Origin of the sequence: Paenibacillus hemerocallicola, assembly GCF_006265175.1 — a bacterium.
Lineage (GTDB): Bacteria > Bacillota > Bacilli > Paenibacillales > NBRC-103111 > Paenibacillus_AB > Paenibacillus_AB hemerocallicola.
The window spans coordinates 124,003-140,361 of record NZ_VDCQ01000006.1 but is presented as its reverse complement, the minus strand read 5'-3'; the positions used below and the strand labels follow the sequence as shown (position 1 = coordinate 140,361).

The 16,359-nt window shown below is 55.9% G+C and carries 16 protein-coding genes; 3 read left to right on the top strand and 13 right to left on the bottom strand.

Features of this window, described 5'->3' with window-relative positions; translation table 11 throughout:
• Positions 1 to 3: 3 nt before the first annotated feature.
• The 8 genes from FE784_RS06525 to FE784_RS06490 form a co-directional block, all read right to left on the bottom strand.
• Complete coding sequence (locus FE784_RS06525; protein ID WP_139601330.1) at positions 4 to 1,095, bottom strand: Gfo/Idh/MocA family protein; 1,092 nt, start codon at positions 1,093 to 1,095, stop codon at positions 4 to 6.
• Positions 1,092 to 2,117 (bottom strand): AraC family transcriptional regulator, encoded by a 1,026-nt coding sequence (locus FE784_RS06520; RefSeq protein WP_139601329.1) that lies wholly within the window; start codon positions 2,115 to 2,117, stop codon positions 1,092 to 1,094. The genes FE784_RS06525 and FE784_RS06520 overlap by 4 nt, the downstream gene beginning before the upstream one ends.
• Entirely contained in the window at positions 2,108 to 3,130 is a 1,023-nt protein-coding gene (locus tag FE784_RS06515) for a Gfo/Idh/MocA family protein (protein ID WP_139601328.1), read from the bottom strand. Before FE784_RS06515 ends, FE784_RS06520 begins: the two co-directional genes overlap by 10 nt.
• Positions 3,131 to 3,334: 204 nt before the next feature.
• Positions 3,335 to 4,231, bottom strand: coding sequence for a UTP--glucose-1-phosphate uridylyltransferase GalU (gene galU, locus FE784_RS06510; RefSeq protein ID WP_139601327.1), 897 nt, complete (start codon positions 4,229 to 4,231; stop codon positions 3,335 to 3,337).
• Complete coding sequence (locus tag FE784_RS06505; protein ID WP_139601326.1) at positions 4,228 to 5,097, bottom strand: PHP domain-containing protein; 870 nt, start codon at positions 5,095 to 5,097, stop codon at positions 4,228 to 4,230. The genes galU and FE784_RS06505 overlap by 4 nt, the downstream gene beginning before the upstream one ends.
• Positions 5,098 to 5,141: 44 nt before the next feature.
• Complete coding sequence (locus FE784_RS06500; RefSeq protein ID WP_139601325.1) at positions 5,142 to 6,053, bottom strand: selenium metabolism-associated LysR family transcriptional regulator; 912 nt, start codon at positions 6,051 to 6,053, stop codon at positions 5,142 to 5,144.
• A gap of 291 nt (positions 6,054 to 6,344) precedes the next feature.
• Complete coding sequence (locus FE784_RS06495; protein ID WP_139601324.1) at positions 6,345 to 6,782, bottom strand: hypothetical protein; 438 nt, start codon at positions 6,780 to 6,782, stop codon at positions 6,345 to 6,347.
• 246 nt (positions 6,783 to 7,028) lie between these two features.
• Complete coding sequence (locus tag FE784_RS06490; RefSeq protein ID WP_139601323.1) at positions 7,029 to 7,289, bottom strand: YlbG family protein; 261 nt, start codon at positions 7,287 to 7,289, stop codon at positions 7,029 to 7,031.
• 204 nt (positions 7,290 to 7,493) lie between these two features.
• On the opposite strand from FE784_RS06490, the gene FE784_RS06485 reads away from it, so the two are divergent.
• Complete coding sequence (locus FE784_RS06485) at positions 7,494 to 8,504, top strand: asparaginase (protein WP_139601322.1); 1,011 nt, start codon at positions 7,494 to 7,496, stop codon at positions 8,502 to 8,504.
• A 3-nt stretch (positions 8,505 to 8,507) separates the two neighbouring features.
• Here FE784_RS06485 and FE784_RS06480 read toward each other — a convergent pair whose 3' ends face one another.
• The 3 genes from FE784_RS06480 to FE784_RS06470 are packed head-to-tail and all read right to left on the bottom strand — an operon-like array spanning position 8,508 to position 12,738.
• Positions 8,508 to 8,960, bottom strand: coding sequence for a YlbF/YmcA family competence regulator (locus tag FE784_RS06480; protein ID WP_139601321.1), 453 nt, complete (start codon positions 8,958 to 8,960; stop codon positions 8,508 to 8,510).
• Between the two features lie 18 nt (positions 8,961 to 8,978).
• On the bottom strand, positions 8,979 to 11,030 hold the full coding sequence (locus tag FE784_RS06475; protein WP_139601320.1) for a helicase-associated domain-containing protein: 2,052 nt from the start codon (positions 11,028 to 11,030) through the stop codon (positions 8,979 to 8,981).
• A complete protein-coding gene (locus tag FE784_RS06470; RefSeq protein ID WP_139601319.1) occupies positions 10,996 to 12,738 on the bottom strand; it encodes a DNA repair helicase XPB in 1,743 nt (580 codons plus the stop codon). Before FE784_RS06470 ends, FE784_RS06475 begins: the two co-directional genes overlap by 35 nt.
• 154 nt (positions 12,739 to 12,892) lie before the next feature.
• Here FE784_RS06470 and FE784_RS06465 point away from each other — a divergent pair, with 154 nt between their 5' ends.
• A complete protein-coding gene (locus FE784_RS06465; RefSeq protein WP_139601318.1) occupies positions 12,893 to 13,621 on the top strand; it encodes a thermonuclease family protein in 729 nt (242 codons plus the stop codon).
• A gap of 463 nt (positions 13,622 to 14,084) precedes the next feature.
• Here FE784_RS06465 and FE784_RS06460 read toward each other — a convergent pair whose 3' ends face one another.
• Both FE784_RS06460 and FE784_RS06455 read right to left on the bottom strand, forming a co-directional pair.
• Positions 14,085 to 14,522 (bottom strand): CBS domain-containing protein, encoded by a 438-nt coding sequence (locus FE784_RS06460; RefSeq protein WP_139601317.1) that lies wholly within the window; start codon positions 14,520 to 14,522, stop codon positions 14,085 to 14,087.
• Positions 14,523 to 14,608: 86 nt separating this feature from the next.
• On the bottom strand, positions 14,609 to 15,793 hold the full coding sequence (locus FE784_RS06455) for a M20 metallopeptidase family protein (RefSeq protein WP_139601316.1): 1,185 nt from the start codon (positions 15,791 to 15,793) through the stop codon (positions 14,609 to 14,611).
• A 211-nt stretch (positions 15,794 to 16,004) separates the two neighbouring features.
• Here FE784_RS06455 and FE784_RS06450 point away from each other — a divergent pair, with 211 nt between their 5' ends.
• Positions 16,005 to 16,352 carry a YugN family protein gene (locus FE784_RS06450; protein ID WP_139601315.1) on the top strand — a complete coding sequence of 116 codons (348 nt, stop codon included), beginning with the start codon at positions 16,005 to 16,007 and terminating at the stop codon, positions 16,350 to 16,352.
• The last annotated feature ends 7 nt before the right edge of the window (positions 16,353 to 16,359 follow it).

Below are 16,359 nucleotides of genomic sequence, written 5' to 3'. Positions count from 1 at the left end.
CGACTACATCCCAGGCAGCGATATTTCGACTTCGCGCTTCAGCTCGGACGAACGCAGCACGCCGTCGATGATAGCCTGATTGTACAAAATTTGCTCGCCCGGTATCGGTGCCGCCCTTCCTTCGCGAATCGCTTTTACAAAATCCTTCACTTTCTCGTGGAACAGGTTGATCGTATGCTCTTTGATCGGTATCGGGCTCTCTGTCTGGTGGCCGAGCACGTCATGGAACAACGTAATGCTGCCTACTTTGCCGTCCCATACGCCGCTCCAAGGGCCTTTTCCGGCCGGAGTGATTTTCAATCCGCCTTCCGAGCCGAGAAACATCGTCGCCCCGAGCGTATCCATATGCATCGCCCAGCTGATTTTGAAATTGAGCGCAATGCCGCCCTCCAGCCTTACAAGCGCAACTCCGAAATCCTCCACGTCGAATTTGTCCGCCTCCGGATGGTGCTTCGGATTCGTGCCGAAGAAGTTCGACGTATACGCGCTGACGCTCAAAGGCTTCGGGTATCCTAGAGCGTTCAGCGCCATATCCAGCGAGTAGCAGCCGATATCGGCCATCGCTCCCGCTCCGGCCAGCTCCTTGCGGACGAACGTTCCCCGGGGCATTCCGCGACGGCGACCGCCGCCCGTTTCCACGTAATATACGTTGCCGAGCTGTCCGGACTGCACGATGTTGCGGATAATGTCCATGTTCGGATCATAGCGCGGTTGAAACCCGATCGAGAGCATATTGCCCGTCCGCTTGGCCACCTGCACCATCTCGATCGCTTCGTCCAGTGTAACCGACATCGGCTTTTCAAGCAAAACCTGCTTGCCCGCTTCCAGCGCATCGACCGAAGTCCGGCAGTGGGCCATATTCGGCGTACAGATGCTCACCCCGTCCAGATCGAGCCGAAGCAGCTCGCGATGGTCTTCGAAAGCGAGTGCGTCGGCAAGCCCCGTCGCCTCAATAAATTCCCGCGCTTTACCGGGGACTACATCAGCCACGGCGACGATTTGTACATTCTCGATCGTTCTGTACGCGGCCACATGAGCGCGCGCGATGCCCCCGCTGCCGATAATCCCGATGCGTATCGTATTGGTGGAAGTCATTTTGCCTGCTTCGCCTCGCTTCGCGTAAAATCCCGGTATGCGCCCGGGGTCATGCCCAACCGTTTCCGAAATACGAAATACAAATAGTTGGCGCTGGAAAAGCCTTGAGCAAGCGCTATCCTCTCGATCGGCTCCTCCGATACGGCCAAGCTTTGACATACCTTATCCAGCCTTACGGATTCGACGTAGTCGCTGAACGAGCCCATGCCGTTCTCGCGGAAGATGCGTTGGAGCTGTCTTCCGCTAATATGGATTTTCTCCGCCACGTCCTCGAGCGTGACGGGCCGCATATAGTTGGCTTCGATAAATTGACTCGCCAGCTGTATCCGGTAAGCGTTCATATCCCTTGTCGGAATATTCGACTCCGCCTGATGGTGGCCGTAAGCCCGCACCGCCCGCAGCAATATTTGAATGACGGATTGCTTGATCGTCGTGTACATGCCGGACTCGTTCTCGGTCCATGCGAGAAATGCCGTCCGAAATCCGTCCATAGCTCCGAATTGATCCGCCGTAGGCTTCCGCGGAAGCTCCGCCAGCCGCCTAACGCATTCCTCGGCCTCCTCGGCCTCCGAGTCCGCTCCCCAGCCCGAATACGAGTCGCGGCCCGCATTCTCGCTCTCCGCCGGCGGGGATTCCAGCTTCACGATATCGATATGCAGGCACAGCTCATCCATCCCTTCGCGGGCGTCCGCTTCTTGACGGTGCTCGACTTCGGGGCCGGTCAAATAAAACATGCCTTCATGGAACGGATGGGCGGTATCGTCCATGATCACGACGCCTTTGCCGCGCGGTATAAAATGAAATTCGTACTCGGCATGCTTATGGAAGCCGACAACTCTGGACGGAGAGAACGTCGTCCAATGAAAACGGAGAATGCGGAAGCCGTAATTGCCCCACCGAAACCGGATGTCGCGCCGCTCCAATTCGTTATGCCTGCCCTTCATGAAGGCATACGGATTCCGTTTCTCCACGCGCTTGGCCGAAGCGAATGAGGCACCTTCGGCGTTTCCCTCTACAGCCATCTGGCGCCGTCTTCTTGCCCGAGCTCGCTCAGCTTTACCGATTGCTCGCTCTGGACGGACAAATTCGACGCTTCCATCAGCTTGGTCAAATCGAGCGCAAGCGCTATGTTTTCCGTAGCGACCGTATTGTTGCGGATATGTCCTACCCATTGCTGGATCGCCGTCGACCGGTTGGCCGCCAGTTCCTTCACGCTCCACGTTTTGGACGCCTCTTCGCCGAGCTTGGACGTCCGCAGAACGATGCGGTTGTCCGGCGTACCGAACAGCAGCGAGCCTTCCGTTCCGTGCAGCTCCAGGGTGAACGGCGAGAATTTGTTGACGAAGCCCGCCTCCACGACGCCTAGCGCCCCATTCGGATAGCGGAGTACGGCCACCGCGTTGTCTTCCACTTCTTTGCCGGTCACATACCCATAGCTGGCTGTAACGCTTTCCGGTAGCCCGAGGAACAGGCGTGTCAAATACATCGGATGGCAGCCCAAGTCGATAAGCGCGCCTCCGCCCGTCTGCTCCAGATTGTAGAAATGGGCCGGCAGCCAGTTCGCCACGGCTCCGCCATGCGACAACCGCGCGCGTACGAGCGTCAGCTCGCCCAGCAGCCCTTGCTCCAATACCTCTTGAATAGCCAGCGTGTAGCCGTCATTCAGACGGGGGAGCGACACGGTGAGCTTGACTCCCGCCTTCTCCACGGCCGCGACGATTTCATTCGCTTCCCGAATCGTTGTGGCCAATACTTTCTCGGTAAAAATATGTTTGCCGGCATTGGCCGCCTTCACCATCACGTCCCTGTGCATGTTGGAAGGCGTATCGACGACGACCGCATCGATGTCGGGCTGAGCGAGCAGCTCGTCAAGCGATTCGAAGAAACGGACGCCTCTCGCCTCGGCTTCCTTCCGCCCTCTCTCGCCGATCTCGTCCCATATCGCGACTATTTCCGTGTCCGGATGCTCGTTAATTTGTTTGGCGTAATCTTTGGCGTGTACGTGCCAAAAGCTCAGCATGGCAACACGAATCACAACAGATCCACTCCCTCGATTATGTACTGTACTGAAAAAAAGCGACACTCCCTACAAAATACCATAGATCCCCCCCTTTGATTAGTGCTATTTTGTGACATGTGAACTCCACTATTGCGACATGCCCTATTTCTTTATTTCGTCCTCATAAAAAAATAACGAGCCCGCGGGCTCGCTTTTATATCCGACGTTTCGATTATTGCGTTACCTTCTCGCTCCCAAACTCCATCCCTCCACGAGCGAAGACAAATACTGCTTCACATCCTGCTTCAAATCGTCGCGGGACAAAGCAAATTCGATCGTCGCTTCGATGTAGCCGAATTTGTCCCCGATGTCATACCGTTTGCCTTCGATCGGGTAAGCGATCATCGGCTTGATCGTATTCAGCAGGCGAAGCGCGTCCGTCAGCTGGATTTCTCCGCCCCTGCCCGGCTTGCATTCCTCCAACAGCCGGAAAATATCCGGCTCGATGATATACCGGCCGATGACGGCCATATTCGAAGGCGCCGACTCGCGGTCCGGCTTCTCCACCAAATCTTCGATCCGCGAAAAGTTGATCGAGCCTTCGACCGATTCCGCCGGCGAAACGATCCCGTACTTATGTACGTCTTCCCAGGGTACGCGCTGCACGGCAATGACGGACGAACGCTCGCGTTCGTACAGCTCGATCATCCGCTTCAGACATGGCGGATTGGAGTCGATAATATCGTCGCCCAGCAGGACGGCGAACGGTTCGTCCCCGATAAACTTTCTGGCGCAATGGACGGCGTGGCCGAGTCCCAGCGGCTGCTTTTGCCGGATATAGTGGATGTCCGCCATATTGGAAATGTCCTGGACGATGCGCAGCAGGTCCGAGTTGCCTTTCTCCTCGAGCGTCGCCTCCAGCTCGACCGATTTGTCGAAATGATCCTCGATCGCCCGTTTGTTCCGCCCGGTAACGATAATGATATCTTCGATCCCGGATTGGATCGCTTCCTCGATTATGTATTGGATCGCCGGCTTGTCGACGATCGGCAGCATTTCTTTCGGCTGCGCCTTCGTCGCGGGCAGGAAACGGGTTCCAAGCCCCGCTGCGGGAATAATCGCTTTACGTATTGTCATGACTGATCACGGCTCCTCTCGAAATAACGGCTTGCGGCTTGCAAACGTTCCACAGTCGAATAATCGGTATAACGCGCTCCCAGCGGCGCATGGAAAACGACGCCACCCCTCGAACCGTGAAAATCCGATCCGGCGGTCGCAATCAATCCATACCGTTCCGCCATCGACGCGTAATGGACTTCGGTTTCCCGCGAATGGTCGGAGTGATACGCCTCGATGCCGGCCACTCCATACTCGATCAGCCGAATCACCTGCTCGTCGTCTCCGTACAGGCCGGGGTGGGCCAAGATCGGCACTCCGCCCGCATCGCGTATCCAGTCTATCGCATCCTCGGGTCGTAGACGGGGAGGATTGACGTAAGCGGCCGCATCTTTCCCCAAATAGCGGTCGAACGCTTCGGTCATGTCGGCGACATACCCTTTTGCGACCAGCACGGCGGCTATATGGGGGCGTCCGACCGTCTCGTCCTTGCCCGGCTTTTTCCGCGATTGCTCGAGCACTTCGTCCATCGTCACGGGAAGCCCGAGCTCGACCAGCCTGTCGAGTATCATCTCGTTGCGCAAATTCCGGGTGCGTCTCAACTGCTCCAAGCGCTCCCGGAACAACGGATCTTCCGTATCGATATAGTAGCCGAGCACATGAATATCCTGACCGCCCGCAACCGTGCTGATTTCCACCCCCGGTACGACGTCGATGCCCAGACGTTTTCCTTCCGCAACCGCCTCAGCTACGCCCGCGACCGTATCATGATCCGTTATGGCGAGCCCGCGAAGACCGGCTTCTCCGGCCAATCGGACATTTACCGCCGGAGCGTTCGTACCGTCCGATGCGGTTGTGTGAGAATGCAAGTCATACCGTTCCGTCACGTCCTCGTTCCCCGCCTTCCTGCAAATTCCGTACTGGTATCGCTCTATAGCCAAGCCTTCAGATCGCGCTCGCGCAAAAATGTCAAAAACGTGACTGCCGAGATCGGAAGCAGCGCGGCCTGCAAATATATCGAATAAAAATGCCTCGTAAAGGTCAAGCCTTCGATCGATTTCACTTTAAAAATGCCGAGCGCCGTCTCGTGCCTAACGGCCGTAGGGGACAACAAGGTAATGCCGAGACCGGCCTCCACCGCCGATTTGATCGCTCCGGTACTGCCGAGCTCCATCACGATTTTGAGGCGATCCGTTCCGTAGCCGACTCTCCGCAGCTCCTCTTCCATCACCTGCCTCGTACCCGAGCCCTGCTCCCGCAAAATGAACGGATGCAGCAGCACATCGTCGAGCGTGATCGAAGCTTGATCGGCAAGCGGATGATCCGAGGGCACGATCAGCATCAGCTCGTCGTTCAACACGATTTCGGTTTTGACGTCGGGGTGATGGATCGGCGCTTCGACGAGGCCGAAGGTGAGCTGGTGATTAAAGATTTCCTCAAGAATTTGCGTCGTATTCATCACTTTCAAGCTGACCGAGATGCTCGGGTATTCCTTGCTGAACGGCCCGAGCAGCCGCGGCAGTATGTATTCGCCGATCGTCAGGCTTGCCCCCAGCTGAAGTCTGCCTTCCAGCATATGGGTAAATTTGGACATGGCAATGTCCGTATCTTTAATCAGATCGATGCTGCGTTTGGCGAACGGAAGCAGCGTTCGCCCCGCTTCGGTCAATTCGATTTTTTTCGTCGAGCGCTGGAACAGCTTCGTGCCGAAGTAATCTTCGAGCGACTGCACCTGCATCGTCACCGCGGGCTGAGTCATATGAAGCGCCTGCGCCGCCATCGAGAAGCTTCCTTTATCGGCAACCGTATAAAAAATGTGAAGCTGGTGAAAATTTAGCGCCATGCCGAGCACGACCCCCTATCTATTAGATACTGTAGCGGAACAATCGACGGTTTGCAACAAATGGAAAAAAATAACCGGTTTTGGCGGATTCCGTCGGCACTTTCTTAAAGGCATCGACTCATTTTTATGCATGAATCGTCTGTTCATGAATAAGCTAACCCATACAACTATTGTCGAAGGCCTGCTCCGGACCGAGAAGCTGCCGCGCAAACCTTACAATTTTTCCGTCCCGAGCAGAAAAAACCATGCAGGCCGCTTGTACGGCTGCATGGTCCATCCTTGCATTTGGTTTTATTTTCGTTTGCGGCTATTTTTGATCAAGGTCATTCTCCGGGAATGCCGGAGCCAGGAATAATAGGATTTCAAATCGCGCAGCTCGATCACTTCGGACATACGTCCGAGAAACGTAACGATAATCATTTTGTGAAGCGGGTTTCCGGCGATATCGAATTCGTTCTCCAGTACGGAAAATTCGGCGACCATGACCAGGTCCTCTTCGATGACATAGACGTCTTTCTCGTTTTTGTAATAAGGCTTGACTTGGTCTTTTTTCAACCGATCCCACAGAAAAGCGCAAATATCCTCGAAGCCGGTCTTTTCGCTTTCTACGCGATCGATCCAGCGGGATCGGGCATGATTCGTAATGATGATGTCGGCTATTTTTTTATCGCCCAACACGACGTAGAACGGTTCATACGTGCTCCAGCGATCCATAATTTTATCCTTCATAATCCCAACCCCTTTCCTACCGAATCAGGCCTTATTACCTATGTACATCGAAGTTAACTTTATTTTACTCGATCTTTAATATTTTTCCAAATGGAATATGTACCATTTTTTGAAGATTGACCGCCCGTTTGAGGCACGCGAATTTTTTTAAAAACATGCCGCCCGCCAACTGTTTACGACACGGTGCGGCATGGTATAATGAAATTTTATGATTGAAGCGGCGATTATGGAACGCTTTCCGCCCGCTTATGTGTAAAGTTTCGCTTTATCTGGCACATTACTATTATATTCGGTCCGGATCTCGTTTCGGTACGACCGTTCGATTTTTTTTACGAACGACAATTTTTGGATCGCCTTCGTCGTTTCCTCTGCCTTCTCGGCATTCATGTACAAGACGACGTAATTCATGCGCTTGGAGACGTAATGAATGGTACCGAACTTCTCCAGATGCTTTGTCTGCTTCAGATCGGACACCCACAAAATGAGGCCGGTACGTTGTGGATACATCGTCTTCTTTCCTTTCCCTCTATCGAATAGCCACTCACGGCTGTAAAAAAACGGCTAAGACATATTTCAAGAACTGGTCGGCTGCATATGCGACGAATTAGGGTAACCGCATTCCGCAGTAATAGCCTGCTCTTCAAATTGAAAAATATTGCGGTGCAATCCCGGCACCGAATACATAACGACTATACGATCGGAGTGATCGCAATGATGAGATCGGAATTATTGGTTCGTATCGAACGCGGACCTTTGACGGAATCGCTTCACCACGGGCATATTGCCGTCGTAGGAGCAAAAGGAAGCTTGATCGCCTACGCCGGAAACCCCGGCTGCGTAACATACGCCAGATCGGCAGCCAAACCGCTGCAAGCCGTCGCCGTTATCGAAGCGGGAGCTGCACGCCGATTCGGACTTACCGGGGAAGAAATCGCGCTTATGTGCGCCTCCCACAATGGGGAGAACGAGCATATCGAGACAGCCTCCTTAATGCTGAACAAGATCGGGTTTAAAGCGGACGCGCTGCTGTGCGGCCCGCATTATCCTTTTCATGAGCCTGCGGCCAACCGGATGAAACGGTCCGGCGACGAACCGACCCGGCTGCACAACAACTGCTCGGGCAAGCACGCAGGCATGCTCGCGTTGGCCGGCATCATCGAAGCGCCTGCCGGCGGCTACGACTCGTCGGATCATCCGGTACAACGAACGATGCTTCAGACGGTCGCCGATTTGGCCGGAATCCCTTCCGAGCGCATCCAGCTCGGCACCGACGGCTGCGGCGTCCCCGTCTTCGGCCTGCCGCTCGATCGTCTCGCCTTTGCGTTCGCCACGCTCGGGATACCCGATCGGTTGTCCGGCCCCCGCGCGTCCGCATGCCGAACGATTCTCGATGCCGTTCGAAGCCATCCCCACTATATCGCGGGCACGGATCGATTCGATACCCGGCTTATTCAAGCAACGAACGGCCGAATTGTCGGAAAAATGGGCGCCGAGGGCGTATTCGCGCTGACCGTACCGGAAGAGGGCGTCGCTCTCGCCGTCAAAATCGCCGACGGGGCACAGCGAGCGCTGTATCCTACGGTAGTGGAAGCGCTTATTCAACTCGGTTGGTTAAAGCCCGACGAGTTGGCCGCCCTCGCCCCGTTCCATCGTCCGCCGGTGCGGAACTGGAGCGGAGACAAGGTCGGCTCCGTCGTGCCCGATTTCAAGCTGCACTTATAACCGTCAGCCGCAGCTGCTGCAACCCCCGCTGCAGCCGCCGGTGCTGCAGCTGCCGCCGGTCGGCAGCGGATTGTTGCTCGGCACCTTGATCGTCTCCGATACGGCGTGAGCGATCGTCTCCGATACGCTGAACAGCAGATCGTCGAGCCGCGCTTCCGCTTCCTTGAACCGCCGGACCGCTTCGAAGGCGTCGAGCTTTTCCTGCGCTTTATTAACAACTTCCAACGCGGCGTGATAATCCGGATGAAAATGTCCGAACCTTTCGCAATCCTCGAACATCAGCTTCGCCTTGGCAAATGCCGCGACGGCCGACTGGATTACGGAATCGCGTTCCACGGCGTTTTTCCAACGTATATATTCCGCCACTTCCGCGGAGCTATTGATCATGTCTCCGACATTGTACGCTTGCAGGAGCAGTTGCGCCATATCAAGCGTTTGAGTCTCGGTCATGCTCATCGGTTCCGGCCTCCTTCGTTACCGGGACTCGTCGTTGATTCCCGGCAGGATGAGCTGCATTTCCTCCCACTGATCCGGGGCAAGCCGTACTTCATTCGTCTGTTCGAAGCCGGTTACCGCCCAATCGTCGCGAATGCCATCCAGTCGAAGCGGGATAAAAAGGGTGTCGGCGCCTGCTTTCCGCAGCCGAAGACACGCCTTCCAGTCCAGTGCCTTCTGGATCATCAGCTTGCGGGTCGAAACGTGATACGTCCTGCAGTCCTTCAGCCACATGGACGGAACTTCCTGCAGTCCGGGATACACGTCTTCGATTAACGGAAAAATGCGCTCTCTATCATAATACTGTACTGCCGCCCTCGAGTAAATAAGCCCTTTAGCGGGGAGCTCTCCTTCGACCGTCGCATCCTCCGGCATAACGGGCTGTTCCGGCTTCTGCAGCGCGGCTTCGTCCACCAATGGATAAGACGCCCCTCCCTCCTCCGGGCCATGTTTGGTTCCGCCCGGACTGTAACCGATCTTCTCGAGCAGCGCCCGAAGCTCCGATGCCTTGTCCGAACGAACGATCCAAGCCGTGGGGCCCAACGCTTCTCCCAGCAGCGGAGCGATCCGCTCGTCCCGGCATATCGTCTTCGCCGTCGTTTCGTCGCGGAGCCTCAGCACCGTTGCCGTTTCCACCCGCAGCTGCGATTGCCGGTCGCCCCATTGCGAGATCGCCGTCTTGACGTTTTCCGGCACTCCGTACTTCGCGTGACGCTCCAGAAATCGGACTGTCGCATCCGCCGATCTTCCATGATTCAGCGCCCGCATGACGGTTTCCCTGGTTATCCGGTATACGGCGATATGCTCGTGCCGGATCCGCTCGGCTATCATCTCCAGCTCCCATCTGACCCTGTAAGAGCAGTCCGGCGGCACGATCAGCTCAAAGTCGGGCTGGACGAACAATCGCGGTCTGTCGTCATCGACTTGGTTGCCTGAAACGGAACGCGCCTCCTGCCCGCGGTCTTCCTCCAATTCAAGCCGAGGTTTCCTGAGCCACCTGAACAGACGTCTCCCGTCGGCCGTTGCGGCCGTTTCCGCCCATCCCCAAGCCTCCAGAGGGGCTGCCCAGGACAATAGCTTCCCGGTCTGATCGGGTAATCGGCCATCCTGGCCCGGCTTCACGTCCGCTCCGCCGATTCCGGCCTCCCGAAGCTGCCCGGCCAAGCCGTGGAGCAATATCCAACTTCCTTCCGGCATCTGCTCCAAGCTGCTTGAAGCGTGATGCAGCCAAGGATCGGACGTTGCGACTACCGATTTCCAGTGCGAGTATAACCGAGCTTCCATCTCCTTCTCGGTCTGCGAAAGCCATAACGCCAATTGACGGGGCCGCACGGTCAGCCTCTCGCTCCCTTTATCCAGAATGCCGAGCCGCAGTCCGGCTCCGCACAAAAAATCGACGGCTACCGAGCCGTATTCGCTTTTTACAATAGCTTCCGTCCCCTCGACCGGCTTCAATTCCTCGTCGCGCACCGGGACCAGCGCTGCAAGCTTCCCCGCATGCCTTTTATGGGCTCCCCCCTTTTGTGTCACCGTTACGTCTTCCTCGGCGATGTAAGCAAGGACCGACAGCATCTGAACGGCGATGCTCGGGCGAAAAGGCGAATCCGATACGACATCATTGCCCGCATATATGGCCTTTTGCTCTGAAATAGGCGTCAGCAGCTTTCTCCATAACGGAAAGCCGTCTTCCGGCAATACGTAATCCGCCTCCCCCCATTTCCGCCGCAGCGCGAACAAGATGCCTTTCCGGCTTAGCCGGATAAGACCCACTTTCAGAGCGGCCCCGGACATTTCCTTCTGTCCCGCCTTCTCCAGCTTCGCCCAATCGAACGGCGCGTGACCGAAGCGACGCACGATCGTCTCCAGTACTTTGCGCTCAAGCTCGAATAACGAATCGTTCAATCGGCTTACCGACTCCTCGGAACCGAGCAGACGACCCAAATCGTGCCCCGCCCCCGTCCAGCCGTTGTGGCGCCCTATTTCCTCGCGCATCAGTTCAGGCGTGTTCGCCAGCAGCTCCGCAAGCTTCATGTCGCTCCTCCATTTCCCGTCCGGAGCCGCAGCCGGGCTCCGACTTCCGGATTTCGTACCGGTATCCTTGTTCCAGCAAAAACAATTGGCGGTGCATCGAAAAATCTTGCTCCCGGGTATCGTCGCTTACAAGCGAGTAAAAAAACGCATTATTATTTTCCCTCTTCGGTCGCAAAATACGGCCGAGACGCTGCGCTTCCTCCTGCCGAGAGCCGAAGCTGCCCGAAACCTGGATAGCTACCCGGGCATCCGGCAAATCGATGGCGAAATTGGCTACCTTGGACACGACCAGAGTCCGGATATCCCCCCGGTTAAACCGTTCATACAATCCGTCCCGCTCCTCGTGCGGCATATCCCCCGAGATCATGGGCGCCCCGACCTTCTCGGAAATATGCTTAAGTTGATCCAAATATTGGCCGATGACCAGCGTAGGTTCCTCTTTGTGCCGATTAAGCAGGTCGACCAGAACGTCCAGCTTGACCGGATTCTCGCCCGCGATGCGGTGCTTGTGCCGCGCTTCGGCTCGCGTATACACTTCCCGCAGCGGCTCGGTTAGCGGGACGCGAACTTCCGTGCATTGAACGCGGGCGACCCAGCCTTTCTGCTCCAAATCTTTCCATCCGGCCTCGAACAGCTTCGGACCGACCAGAGAGAACACGTCCTCCTCCCGGCCGTCCTCGCGAACGAGCGTAGCCGTCAATCCGAGTCTCCGGGTCGCCTGAATATCCGCCGTAGCCCGGAATACGGGAGCCGGGAGCAGGTGCACTTCGTCGTAAATGATCAAGCCCCAATCGCGTTCGTTGAACAGCGACATGTGAGAAAATCCGTCATCCTTGCGGTGCCGATGCGTCAATATTTGATAAGTGGCGATCGTTACCGGGCGCACCTCCTTGCGATCCCCGCAATATTCGCCGACAAGCTCTTCGTCCAAATCCGTTTTGTCCAGCAGCTCGCGCTTCCATTGGCGGACTGAGGCGACGTTCGTCGTCAAAATAAGCGCGGCGCATTGCAGCCTTGCCAGCGCTGCAATGCCGATGACCGTTTTGCCTGCGCCGCAAGGCAGCACGACGACTCCGCTTCCTCCGTGAAGCCGCTCCCCGTCATAGAAGGCGTCGGCGGCATTCCGCTGATAATCCCGAAGCACGAACGGCTCTCCCGCGGCCGTGCTGCCGCGCAGCCGGATCGGCAGCACTTCTCCATGATGGTACCCGGCCAGATCCTGTACCGGGAATCCCAGCTTGATCAAGTCCTGCTTAATCATGCCCCGGTATGCCGGACATATTTCCAATGCGCCCGCAGCAGCCGTTCCTCCGATAAAATACGACTGAAGCGACTTGTACCCGGCCAGCTTCTCCAGCAGCTCCGCATCGTCGGCCGCGAGCATCATGCGTTGACCGTCCGGAACCAGCTTGACCAGTCCGTAACGTCCGACGAAATGGATTACATTTTGCTTCACCTGCAGCGGAACATCGAATTTCCCGTAGCCGTTCAAGACGTCCAGAATGCGCTCCACGCTCAAGCCCGACGAGGCGGCGTTCCAAAGAGACAGCGGCGTCATCCGGTAAGTGTGGATCTGACCGGGCGTTTTCACCAGCTCGGCGAAACGGCTCAAGGCGCTGCCGGCTTCTTCGCCTTGCGGGTGATCGGCTTCGAGCATCAAGGTAGAATCGCTTTGGACGACCAGCGGTCGATCCGGATCATAACGCATGCCTTAAGTCCCTCCGTTTACATTCCCGTTAGTTCAATCTGTATTAGTATGAAAAGAAACGGGCGGAAATAAACGGCCCGGCCCGGATTACGCGTTGAACACCGCTTGCCGAAAGAGTACTATAGAGGTTGAACTTATGGGGGAGGAACAGGATATGCACCACTTTAAACCGATTCGCATCATGCTTCTAATCGTTATGCTGCTCTCCGGCTGCGGATCGCCTTCCGCGGGCGGCGGGGCCGACGACCTGGACGGCATAACGAAACGGTACCCGGAGCTGAAAGGACGGCCTTATACGACGGCGCAAGTAAAACGAGTAGTCGACGGAGATACGTTCGAGACGAGTAACGGCGACAAAGTCCGGTTGATCGGCATGAACACGCCCGAGACGGTGAAACCGAACAGCCCGGTCGAGAAATTCGGCAAGGAAGCAAGCGCTTATACGAAGAAGCGGCTCGCTGACGCAACGGTCTACCTGTTTGCCGATGCGGGGGACAAAGACAAATATGGCCGGCTGCTCCGGTATGTATTTATCAAAGGCGAGACCGAGATGTACAACGCGACGATGTTAAAAGAAGGCTACGCCAACACGATGACGATCCCGCCCAACGTCATGTTCGCCAAAACGTTCGTGGATATCGAGCGCGAGGCGCGCAGCAAAGGAAAAGGCTTATGGGCGAAAGGGGACGGAAGTACCGATTCGAAGGCGACGGCCGGCACCGCCTCTTGCAAAGATCCTCAAATCAAAGGCAACATCAACTCGAAAAACGAAAAAATTTATCACGTGCCTGGCGGAAGCTCCTACAATCAGACGAAGGCGGAAATGATGTTCTGCACGGAGGACGACGCCGCGGACGCCGGCTTCCGCAAAGCTGGAGAGTAGATGAGGAGAGGCTATGCTTTCTTGCGAGGATGACAATGTAAAAAACGTTTGCGGTTATGCGACTTGCAAATCGCTTACGGGTGAAGGTAACGCATGATCGGCGAAGGCCGGCCGCCTTAGCCGGTGCCTTGCGGGACCGCGAAATCCAGAGGGAGCGGAACTGGAGTATGCTAATGACCCGAGTACTCGGATCGATTGTAAAATAACGGAAATCCGTTCCGCTATTTCGCTGTTCACGATCATTTTCACCCCGAAAGCTCGAGATAAAGGAAGCCTGTTCCGTTATCTTCAAAAGTGTAACGGAATTCGGGACAATAACGGAATATAGTTCCTCTATTTACGGCAATACGTTGCCCCCGTTTCATTAAGGGTTCTCCGGGTTGTATGCGGATTGCGCAGTGTCGCATAAAAAAAGCGAGAGACGTCCATCGACGTCTTTCGCTTTTTTTGGCCATTCCTATCGTTACCGTGCCGTTGCCGCATGATCGACGTTTTCGGATATTTCGCTCAACGCTTCCCCGGCCTCGTTGACGAATATTTCCCGCACGGCCAGGTCGGCGATTGCGACGACCCCGACAAGCTCGCCGTTTTTGACGACCGGGAGACGGCGGATTTTTTGTTTCGCCATCAGCTTGGCCGCTTCATCGACCGTCGTTTCCGGAGTGACCGTCGTCAAATCCTTGGAGAGAACCTCCTCCACAGCCGTCGAGCCGGAATGCTTCTCCGCATAGCCGCGCACGACCAAGTCGCGGTCCGTAACTACGCCGATCAGCTTCTTGCCTTCGACGACGGGGACGAAGCCGATATCGTTCTGCTTCATTTTCAGCGCGATTTCGTAAAGATTGTCCTTCAAGGTTACGGTAACGCAATCGGTACTCATAATATCCTGTATTTTTTTCATCGGTACGCCTCCTCTGTCTTTTTGTTGACGGATTGCATCATTAGGCTTTCCGGCCAAGAGGAGGGCATACCTGTGAGTTTGTTCCATTACTTGGCGCGATTCGCCTCCAAATAATCTTCAGCCATCGATGCGAGCAAAGCCGCCGATTGCAGCATGGCCGTCTCGTCGATGTCGAATTGCGGATGATGATGCGGCGAGACGATTCCGGCCTCCGCGTTGCCCGCTCCTACGAACATAAAGCAGCCGGGTACGCGGTGCAAATAATACGAGAAGTCCTCCCCCGCCATGATCAAGGGGCTGCGAACCGCCCGCTCGGGGCCGAACAAGCTTGCCGCCACGCGAAAAAACCGTTCCGTCTCAGCCGAATCGTTGACGACCGGAGGATATCCGATCTTGTAGTCGAGCTGGATGTCCGCTCCGAACATTTCGCCGGTCCGTGCGCATATTTGCTTCATTCTCTCGACGATCCGATCCCGTACGCGCATATCGAAAGAGCGCACCGTGCCGTTGATGTAGCAAGATTCCGCTATGACATTAAAGCTGTTCCCGGCCTGAATTTTCCCGACCGATACGACGCATGGTTCGACGGGGTCGATGCTCCTGCTGACGATCGTCTGCAGGTTGACGATCAGGTGGGCGCCCACAAGTATGCTGTCGACCGTCTCATGCGGCAGTCCGCCATGTCCGCCCTTGCCTTTGATCTGGATCACATATTCGTCCGCCGCGGCCATGATCGGTCCTGCCGCCGAATATACGCTTCCCGCCGGAAACGGCGTCCAGAGATGAACCCCGTACACCGCATCGACGCCCTCCAGCGCTCCGTCCGCGATCATCGGGGCGGCGCCGCCGGGACTTACCTCCTCGGCGGGCTGGAACAGCAGCTTGATGTTTCCGGCCAGCTCTCCTCTCCTGTCGGCAAACAGCTTCGCTACTCCGAGAAGCGACGATGTATGCGCATCGTGACCGCATGCATGCATGACGCCCGGCACCGTGGAAGCATACTCGCACGTTTTCTCGTCCTGTATGGGCAGAGCGTCCATATCGGCCCGCAAAGCTACCGTAGGTCCCGGCTTGGCCCCTCGCACCGTACCGACAATGCCGTATCCGCCGACTCCGGTCCTTACCTCGATCCCCCACTGCCCGAGCAGCTCCTCCACGAAGACGGAAGTTCGCTTCTCCTCATATGAAAGCTCGGGATGGCGATGCAGATGACGGCGCCATTTCACCATATCCGGGAACAACGATTGCAGAATTTCCGTGGTGCTGTCCATGTTTCTCCACTCCCGCCGCCGGCATAATGTTTTCCTTCCCTTTATTGTACCAAAATGCTCCCGCCGTTTCATCCGTACGGCCGGATTGCCATCAAATTTTAAAATCTCCGATTCTTAATAGGCTTGCGCATGCAAGGGAAACATACTATCATGGATAAAGGATTGCACGCCTGCCGGAAATACTTTATATGAACGCTCAGGAGGAACTATCGTGATAATCGAAAATGCAGGATTGAAAGGCTTGAAAAGCGATTTGGCCCATCTGGACAGCGTGTCGACGAAGATCGGCTTCGTTCGCTGGCAATGGGAATATTACCGCGCTACATACGATTTGAAATTGGAAAATAAAGCGACCAACGACGAATACTTTTTGCGGTTCAACGCTAGAGCCGTAGAAGGCAAGCTCGAATCCCCTTACACGATTTTGGTGCTTGAGGATTCTTACATCGGACGCGGCACATTCCCGCACGGACTTGATTACGAATCCCCCGTTCCGGATCAAATCCTGAAAACCGCAAACACGAAGCTGGCCGAATTGAAAAAGCAGTTGAGCGAATAAACGTGAA

Excerpts from the sequence above, each read along its gene's own strand:
- FE784_RS06485 (WP_139601322.1), top strand. The coding sequence starts at position 7,494 with ATGATGAGATCGGAATTATTGGTTCGTATCGAACGCGGACCTTTGACG.
- FE784_RS06455 (WP_139601316.1), bottom strand. The coding sequence starts at position 15,793 with ATGGACAGCACCACGGAAATTCTGCAATCGTTGTTCCCGGATATGGTG.
- FE784_RS06500 (WP_139601325.1), bottom strand. The coding sequence starts at position 6,053 with ATGGCGCTAAATTTTCACCAGCTTCACATTTTTTATACGGTTGCCGAT.
- FE784_RS06480 (WP_139601321.1), bottom strand. The coding sequence starts at position 8,960 with ATGAGCATGACCGAGACTCAAACGCTTGATATGGCGCAACTGCTCCTG.
- galU (WP_139601327.1), bottom strand. The coding sequence starts at position 4,231 with ATGACAATACGTAAAGCGATTATTCCCGCAGCGGGGCTTGGAACCCGT.
- FE784_RS06460 (WP_139601317.1), bottom strand. The coding sequence starts at position 14,522 with ATGAAAAAAATACAGGATATTATGAGTACCGATTGCGTTACCGTAACC.
- FE784_RS06525 (WP_139601330.1), bottom strand. The coding sequence starts at position 1,095 with ATGACTTCCACCAATACGATACGCATCGGGATTATCGGCAGCGGGGGC.
- FE784_RS06465 (WP_139601318.1), top strand. The coding sequence starts at position 12,893 with ATGCACCACTTTAAACCGATTCGCATCATGCTTCTAATCGTTATGCTG.
- FE784_RS06470 (WP_139601319.1), bottom strand. The coding sequence starts at position 12,738 with ATGCGTTATGATCCGGATCGACCGCTGGTCGTCCAAAGCGATTCTACC.
- FE784_RS06475 (WP_139601320.1), bottom strand. The coding sequence starts at position 11,030 with ATGAAGCTTGCGGAGCTGCTGGCGAACACGCCTGAACTGATGCGCGAG.
- FE784_RS06495 (WP_139601324.1), bottom strand. The coding sequence starts at position 6,782 with ATGAAGGATAAAATTATGGATCGCTGGAGCACGTATGAACCGTTCTAC.
- FE784_RS06490 (WP_139601323.1), bottom strand. The coding sequence starts at position 7,289 with ATGTATCCACAACGTACCGGCCTCATTTTGTGGGTGTCCGATCTGAAG.
- FE784_RS06520 (WP_139601329.1), bottom strand. The coding sequence starts at position 2,117 with ATGGCTGTAGAGGGAAACGCCGAAGGTGCCTCATTCGCTTCGGCCAAG.